The sequence below is a fragment of the Bacillus sp. JJ1474 genome (genome assembly GCF_036965225.1).
In the GTDB taxonomy this organism is placed as follows: domain Bacteria; phylum Bacillota; class Bacilli; order Bacillales; family Cytobacillaceae; genus Cytobacillus.
Window position 1 is genome coordinate 1 of record NZ_JBALPC010000252.1, and the last position, 7803, is coordinate 7803.

The following is a 7803-nucleotide window of genomic DNA, read 5'->3' on the forward strand; positions in this document are numbered from 1 at the left end:
TCCACCCTTTTTTCACTTCAAATGGTCATCAAAACAACTCTTTGGTGACCACTCCCTCCTTTTTTCACTTCGAACGGTCATCAGAACCTCTCTTAGGTGACCGCTCCACCCTTTTTTCACTTTGAATAGTCATCAAAACTTTCTTCGGTGACATTTCTAGCCTCTTTTTTACATCGACCGGTCATTTGATTAGGCAAAAAAGAGCTGCGGAAGCAGCTCTTTAGTTTAAACCATTACTTTACAAATATCATTCGTAAATTCGACAGGATCCTGGATTGGGAGCCCTTCGATTAAAAGTGCCTGATTATAAAGAAGGTTTGTGTATAAAGTTAATTTCTCTTTATCGCTTTCAAAAGCCGACTGTAATGAATGGAATACCTCATGATTCATATTAATTTCTAAAACCTTATCTGCTTTAACATTTTGATTATCTGGCATAGAATTAAGGATTTTTTCCATTTCAATGGTTACTTCCCCATCGGATGATAAACAAACGGGGTGAGTTCTTAATCTTTTTGAAACTCTAACATCCTTTACTTTTCCAGATAAGATCTCTTTCATATAGTCAAAGAGTTCTTTATTTTCATTTACTTCCTTATCCGCATCTTGATTATTTTCATTCTCGTCAATGCCTAAATCTGCGCTCGACACAGACCTAAACTCTTTCTCTTTATAGGTCATAAGCATTTTTATAGCAAACTCATCAATATCATCAGTGAAGTATAGAATTTCATAGCCCTTTTCTGCCACTAACTCTGCTTGTGGGAGCTTCGCAATTCTCTCGTTCGATTCTCCAGATGCATAATAGATATATTTTTGGTCTTCAGGCATTCTGGATACATATTCATCTAATGTAACTAACTTCTTTTCCTTTGAAGAATAGAACATTAATAAATCTTGTAAAACCTCTTTATGCGTTCCAAAATCACTATATACGCCAAACTTTAACTGTTTGCCAAAAGATTGATAAAACGTTTCGTATTTTTCTCTTTCATTTTTCAGCAAGCTTTGCAGATCGCTTTTAATCTTTTTATTTATGTTTTTCGCAATGAGCTTTAACTGACGATCATGCTGCAAGATCTCTCTCGAAATATTCAGTGATAAATCCTCAGAGTCCACCATTCCTTTAACAAACCCAAAATAGTCTGGAAGTAAATCTGCGCATTTATTCATGATTAATACGCCATTGGAATATAACTCCAGCCCCTTTTCATATTCTTTAGAATAATAATCAAAAGGTATTTTCTCTGGAATGTACAGAATCGCATTATATCTGATGGCACCGTCAGCACTGATGTGAATGTGCTTCAGCGGCTTGTCAAATCCATAATGTTTTTCGTGATAAAAAGAGGTGTAATCCCCTTCGGTTAATTCATTCTTGTTCTTTCTCCAAATCGGAACCATGCTATTAATAATTTGTTCTTCTGTATAATCTTCTAATTCATTGTCACTGCCTTCTTTTGCTCTTTTTCCTGTAATATCCATTTTGATCGGGTAGCGAATAAAATCAGAGTATTTTTTAATAATAGCTTTTAAGCGATATTCATCAAGATACTCATCATAAGTATCTTCTTCATGATTTTCTTTTATTTTTAAAATAATTTCAGTGCCTACCTGTTCTTTTTCACTTGGGACGATTGTGTATCCATCCGCACCTTCGGATTCCCACTTGTATGCTTGATCACTGCCTAAAGCTTTACTAATAACAGTTACAACATCTGCGACCATAAAGGCAGCATAAAATCCAACTCCGAATTGACCAATAATATCATGGCCGTCTTTAAGTTCATTTTCTTTTTTAAAAGCTAAAGAACCACTTTTGGCAATGATCCCGAGATTGGTTTCTAATTCTTCCTTCGTCATTCCGATTCCGGTATCAAAAATAGTTAAGGTTCTATTCTCTTTTTTAGGAACAACTTTTATGTAGTAGTCTTCTTTGTTAAAGCTTAAATTTTCATCTGTAAGTGCTTTGTAATATATTTTGTCAATTGCATCACTTGCATTTGAAATCAACTCTCGCAAGAATACTTCCTTTTGAGAATAGATGGAGTTGATCATCATTTCTAAGAGCCTTTTCGATTCTGCTTGAAATTGTATTTTTTCCATTATGTCCTCTCCTTCCAATACTTTACATCTGATATGAATAGCCAAATTAGCACTCTTCCTATCAGAGTGCTAAACCACTAACAATTAAATACCATATCCTCTTTTTCTTGTCAATTGAACTATCTTCAATTCATGGTAAAATAAATATTACTAACGTAATTAGAAGATTTTTCTATATTTTATATAAAGGAGAGTTTGCTAAAGATGAAACAATGGACACATGAAGTGGAAATAGAAGCCCCTATCGAAAGAATATGGAATCTCCTTAATGGCTCATTAGAGAATATGCAAAAAATCATGCCCAATGTAATTGAACACACACCAATAAAGATTACGGATGAAGGGGTCGGAAGTGTTTACCGTCAAAAGTATAAAGAAGGAAAACGAATCGAAGAGTATGATGTTAAAACTTTAGAGTATTTGGACTCACCTACGTATAAAAAGCTAAAAGTAGGATTCGTATTGGCAAACATGTTCGACATAACAGCTTTTTATGAATTAATTCATATTAGTGATGAAAAAACTTTATTTAAATACACAGCTACCAATCGACCATTAAAATGGTTTGTCAAATTACTATTGCTACTATCAAACAAAAAGGTAGTAGTAGAATTTTCGGATAGGGTCAAGCAAATCGCTGAATCTGAAGCTTAATAGTTAAAGGAGGCAGTGGGAAAATTGATTAATCTTTGGTTAAAGGAATCTAAATATACAGTGGTTTTTTCAGGGGCAGGGATGTCAACCGAAAGTGGATTGCCTGATTTCCGGTCTTCTAAAGAAGGAATGTGGAACAAGAAAGATCCGAAAAAGATTGCCAGCGTAAAATCACTCAATGATAATGTAGACGAATTCACTGAATTTTATCGTGAGCGAGTACTTGGGGTAAAAGAGTATCAGCCGCATAAAGGACATTATATATTAGCTGATTGGGAAAAACGCGGGATCATTCAATCAATTATTACTCAGAATGTCGATGGTTTTCACCAGCTCGCAGGGAACAAGAAAGTTGCTGAGCTTCACGGCACATTACAGCAATTACACTGCCAGTCTTGCGGGAAAAAATATAGCAGCGGGGAATACATAAATGAAGCCTATTCTTGCCGATGCGGCGGGTTGCTGCGTCCATCCATAGTATTATTCGGCGAATCATTGCCTGAAGCTGCATTTCAACTTGCTCTGGTGGAAGCGGAGAAGGCGGAGCTGTTTATCGTTCTTGGCTCTTCCCTAACGGTTTCACCAGCTAATCAATTTCCATTGATTGCAAAAGAAAATGGGGCAAAATTAGTCATTGTGAATATGGAGCCTACAGATTTTGATTTTTATGCTGATGAGGTCATAAATAGCAAGAAAATAGGAATGTGGCTGAGTGAACTTGATGGAGAATTGAAGAATTGACCGAAATAATGATCAAATGTGATTGGTGAAAACCATTCCATTGCCTATTCTTTTGTGATCGTTTTTCAACCTGAAGAGGTAAAATCAATGAACCTTCAGATGTTCTAATTATTATATTTATCTAATTAAATAAGTTTAGAAAAGTCAAAGGGCTGTTCATTTTATAAACAAAACAGCCCTAACTTTGATTAATGTCATTCGATGCCGATTTTTATTATTAATACATCTTATTTAAACCAGCCCATTCGCCATAGAACAAAAAGCAAGGTAGATCCGACTAATAGCATAACACCAAGTATTCCGAAATAGCCCCATTTCCAAGTGAGTTCTGGCATGTATTCGAAGTTCATCCCATAAATGCTGGCAATAAAAGTTAAAGGAATAAAAATGGAAGACATAACTGTCAGGGTTTTCATGATATTATTCATTCGGTCTGAATTTAGTGAGATATAACTGTCTCGAATATCATTCGTCATTTCACGATTAGACTCTATCATTTCCGAAAGTTTAAGCAAATGATCATAAATATCCATGAAATACATTCTCTCATCCTTTGGAATTATAACCCTTTCAGAATTTAAAATTCGATATAATAATTCACGCATTGGAAAAATTGTCCTTCGAAGCTTTAACAATTGGCTTCGTATTTCAAATACATCATTCATTAAATCTTTCTTGGCATCTTTTAATTCAATCTCGTTTAGCTCATCCTCGATTTTATAAACGGCCGGAAAATACTCATCAACTATTTTATCCATCAATTGATAAAATAAATGTAAAGCTCCTTTTTTATAATGTAAATCATTCGCTAATAACTTTTGTCTTACGATAGTTATTTCAGACGAAGGAGTTAAATGAAAGGTGACGATAAAATTTTTTCCTACAAACACATCCACTTCTTCTGGCAGAAGGGTATGCTGATTTAATGTGTGGATGACATAAAAATCATAACCCTCATAGTAATCAAGCTTCGGCCGTTGCAGTAAATGCAAGCAATCATCTATCGCTAATGGATGGAAGTTAAAATGGGTTTTAAGAAGATTCGTTTCTTCTTCAGTTGGAGATTCAAAGTCTATCCAAAACCATTTTATATCGTCTTGAAATAATTGCTCAATGGGCAGATTCTCTGCAAGCTGAAAGTCACTCGTTATCGAAAAAGAACGGATCATACGGATAAAATCCTCCTAACACGAATAGTTTGCTCTGGATGTGGATTAAACATGCCTATACTCATGTCAAAATGATCAGAGAATACCTCGGACACCTATTGCAACATTTTTTATGCTTGAGATATTATTGGATGCTTAATGTTTTCCGGAAAATTATTGTGTTCGGCGTCCCTAACAAAAAGCACTTCACTTCCTTTAAAAATTTCCCTATCAAAATGTATTCTCTGATAATCTGGAGTATAGTGAAAAACAATTTTAAATGTACCCTTCTTTGTTATTTTTGAAAGTATCTCTTCAATCTGTATTTCTTTTTTGCTAATAATGTCAAAAATATGTATCTCGTTATCTTCTTGTTGATAGATCAGTATAATATTCTCATCTTCGATATAATAAATATCATTATGGAAGACATTTAAACAGTAAAACATTAGGAGTTCTGATGTGTTGTTTGTTCCAAATTTTTGAGAAACAGAAACTCTTTCAGTTGCGAAGTGATAGATAAATTGGAGATCCGCTTGATTTTTCCCGTCCAGCTTGCGCATTTTGGCCTGTTCAAAATGTNNGAACAGGACGAAAACCGAACTTAGGATAAAAATTTAAAACAGTATGATTAGCTAATAAATACATATAATCATATTCATTCTTGTATTCTTCTAAAATTCGGTTCATTAAATTTGCCGAAAGCCCTCGATTGCGATAATCGGGATGGGTCATGACCGTACCAATTTGAAGAGCTCTTTTTCTCTCACTATTAAGAATCAAGTCAATGCGGTTAACCGATACATTTGCAACGATTTGATCACCTTCTGCGAATGAATAAGGGATATATTTTTCTGTCCAAAATCCGTTTTCATACCAGCTGTAAAAGTTTATTCCGAACACCTCAACTGCCAAATTGAAAAAACTTTTTCTTAGCTGATCATTAGCTTGATAATCTTTTACAAATACAAGATCTTTCAAAGAATTTCCTCTTTCCTACGTTGTTATTCAAAAAGNNCCCTAATTCTTATTTTCCATTTAATAGTATTATGTTTTTGCTTATATGTCTTTCTTTTTCACTTCTTTCATCAAATAATCAACAAATATATCATCTCTTACAAGCCAGGCAGCATAATTTCTTTTTAAGTAACTTTCGGCTTCTTCAAAACTTGAATAGTTCTGATTCATTTTTATTTTATTTTGTTCAATACTCCATGTTTGATCATCGTTTGAATATAAAAGGAATAAATCTTCCGTTCGATTTTGATAAAGAGTTCCAAAAGCAGATTGTTTCACATTATAACGATTCTGCTTCGAATCCTCTCTTAGTGGCTCTAAATGAAATGTCTCTGCAGCAAACTGTCGGTAAGCCTTGTCAGTTAAAGTACAGCCCGATGCTTTCGCATGGCCGCCCCCACCATATTGCCCCGCCACTTCAGAAACATCTATATGATCATGGATCGTTCTGAATCCAAGACGTTTTCCACCGATATTTATGATCGCAATATAATCAAGATGGGGATATTCTTTTCCTAATTCATTCCCCAGCTCGGAATGGTAAGATTCTGCATAAACAATTCCGGCAAAATATTTTCCAATTTTCGTTTGGACCAACTCTCGCCTTTTCCGGCGTATGTAACGCTCAATCTTATTTTCTTCCATATCAAGAATCTTTTGTTCAAACTCATCAAAGCGGAAATGATCACTTGTTTTGAGCCGGCTAATCATTTTTTCTTCAAATTCCTCAATGGAAACTAGAAAAAAAAGTGCATTCAGCCGCTGAGCCTGCTGATTATTATTCTTTTCCCATTCCCACGTATCATATTGCCTGACAAGCTCCACAAATTCAGTAATAGCTTCCGATCGGTTTAACAACTGCTTGGAAACAAGATATTCATAAAGTAAGGATGTAGCAGAAGTTAACTTTCCTTCTTCAGCCTCAACAATGACATGCCCCCAATCATAATCGTTGTAATGCAGAGACGTTTTATGATGATCCAGCAGCTGTAACTTCCCGCCCGAGTGGTAAAACTCATCAAGTCTACCTTCATTTTCTTTACTTACGGATAAATCTGTAATAAATAGAAATGTTTCCTTGCTATCGTTTTCTAAAAACCATTCCACTTCACGGTCTAGACCCGATACGGAATTGTAGCGAACCTTTACTTGCTTATCAAATGCAAGCTTCGCCAATATTCCACATCCAACCCCGTCCAAGTCATTATGTGATAATAGTTTGTACATGATCCTCACCTCTGAACGTAGTATGGTTTGCATTTGGAAAAATTATAAATAATTATTAATTTCTTTAGTAATCAAGTCTATTATTTCCTCATAATAAGATTGTTCATGCGGAACAAAGTCTTTTCTCCTTACCTGCTTCTGAACGGTTATTTTTTTTCCAAACTGATTAATTTCGAAACCTTCTATCGTAATTTCATCACACTCTCGTAGCAAAAGCCTTGAAAAGTCTTGAAATTCAACTTTAACAATTCCTGCTACTTCTTCTTTTTGCAAAATGTACTCATTAATAGAAAATCGACTCTTATATAAAAAAACATGTGCAATTTCATTATCAATAAATTCATCTCTAGTATGGCTGTATTTAATAATACCTAAAGGAACCAACTCATTATATGTGACGTTAATCCCTAATTCCTCTTTTATTTCCCGAACACCATCTTGAATTGTTTCCTGTGCTAAAATATGCCCAGCTGCTGTAATATCTAAATAATTGGGATAATCTTTCTTTAACGCACTTCTTTTTTGCAGATAAATATAATGTACCCCATCATCTTCACTTATGAACCAACAATGAAATGTTTCATGCCAATATCCTGCTCGATGTACTTCCTCCCGTGAGGCAACTCCTATAGGATTTCTTTGTTGATCAAATATGTTTAGTAATTCTTGTTCCATCTCTTTCTCCTTAGCCTAGGTTTCTTTACCTGAATTTTCCTACTAAAATGATTATATCTATTAATTTAGAAACATTACATTAATTTCCCTTAGATATAAATAAATTAAACACTAATTTTCCCTAACTATGATAATATTGGAAAAAAATACATTTTTATAATAATAAGAAAGGTGGATTTACATGAATTATTCTATCCGGACTATGACTCTCGATGATATTCCACAGGTACAAAAT

Annotated in this window: 8 protein-coding genes; 2 read left to right on the forward strand and 6 right to left on the reverse strand. The window is 34.4% G+C overall.

Annotation, left to right across the window (positions count from 1 at the left end; translation table 11 throughout):
* Positions 1 to 225: 225 nt before the first annotated feature.
* Positions 226 to 2106: a molecular chaperone HtpG gene (gene htpG, locus V7164_RS23630; RefSeq protein WP_335355413.1), complete on the reverse strand. Its 1881-nt coding sequence runs from the start codon at positions 2104 to 2106 to the stop codon at positions 226 to 228.
* Positions 2107 to 2310: 204 nt separating this feature from the next.
* On the opposite strand from htpG, the gene V7164_RS23635 reads away from it, so the two are divergent.
* Together V7164_RS23635 and V7164_RS23640 are read left to right on the forward strand one after the other, a co-directional pair.
* Positions 2311 to 2760: an SRPBCC family protein gene (locus V7164_RS23635; RefSeq protein ID WP_335355414.1), complete on the forward strand. Its 450-nt coding sequence runs from the start codon at positions 2311 to 2313 to the stop codon at positions 2758 to 2760.
* A gap of 24 nt (positions 2761 to 2784) precedes the next feature.
* A complete protein-coding gene (locus V7164_RS23640; RefSeq protein ID WP_335355415.1) occupies positions 2785 to 3501 on the forward strand; it encodes an NAD-dependent protein deacylase in 717 nt (238 codons plus the stop codon).
* A 227-nt stretch (positions 3502 to 3728) separates the two neighbouring features.
* Here the strand turns inward: V7164_RS23640 and corA are convergent, their stop codons facing one another.
* The 5 genes from corA to V7164_RS23665 all read right to left on the reverse strand — a co-directional run bounded on the left by corA (position 3729) and on the right by V7164_RS23665 (position 7568).
* Positions 3729 to 4670: a magnesium/cobalt transporter CorA gene (gene corA, locus V7164_RS23645; RefSeq protein ID WP_335347493.1), complete on the reverse strand. Its 942-nt coding sequence runs from the start codon at positions 4668 to 4670 to the stop codon at positions 3729 to 3731.
* 110 nt (positions 4671 to 4780) lie between these two features.
* Positions 4781 to 5212 (reverse strand): hypothetical protein, encoded by a 432-nt coding sequence (locus V7164_RS23650; protein ID WP_335355416.1) that lies wholly within the window; start codon positions 5210 to 5212, stop codon positions 4781 to 4783.
* Between the two features lie 10 nt (positions 5213 to 5222).
* The gene (locus V7164_RS23655) at positions 5223 to 5552 is read right to left on the reverse strand and encodes a GNAT family N-acetyltransferase (RefSeq protein ID WP_438824744.1); all 330 of its coding nucleotides are present in this window, start codon (positions 5550 to 5552) and stop codon (positions 5223 to 5225) included.
* Between the two features lie 156 nt (positions 5553 to 5708).
* Complete coding sequence (locus tag V7164_RS23660) at positions 5709 to 6893, reverse strand: DHH family phosphoesterase (protein WP_335355418.1); 1185 nt, start codon at positions 6891 to 6893, stop codon at positions 5709 to 5711.
* A 42-nt stretch (positions 6894 to 6935) separates the two neighbouring features.
* On the reverse strand, positions 6936 to 7568 hold the full coding sequence (locus tag V7164_RS23665) for an NUDIX hydrolase (RefSeq protein ID WP_335347398.1): 633 nt from the start codon (positions 7566 to 7568) through the stop codon (positions 6936 to 6938).
* Positions 7569 to 7803: the final 235 nt, after the last annotated feature.

Bases quoted from the DNA above. Each gene is read 5' to 3' on its own strand.
- V7164_RS23635 (WP_335355414.1), top strand. From the start codon at position 2,311: ATGAAACAATGGACACATGAAGTGGAAATAGAAGCCCCTATCGAAAGA.
- htpG (WP_335355413.1), bottom strand. From the start codon at position 2,106: ATGGAAAAAATACAATTTCAAGCAGAATCGAAAAGGCTCTTAGAAATG.
- V7164_RS23650 (WP_335355416.1), bottom strand. From the start codon at position 5,212: ATGCGCAAGCTGGACGGGAAAAATCAAGCGGATCTCCAATTTATCTAT.
- V7164_RS23660 (WP_335355418.1), bottom strand. From the start codon at position 6,893: ATGTACAAACTATTATCACATAATGACTTGGACGGGGTTGGATGTGGA.
- corA (WP_335347493.1), bottom strand. From the start codon at position 4,670: ATGATCCGTTCTTTTTCGATAACGAGTGACTTTCAGCTTGCAGAGAAT.
- V7164_RS23665 (WP_335347398.1), bottom strand. From the start codon at position 7,568: ATGGAACAAGAATTACTAAACATATTTGATCAACAAAGAAATCCTATA.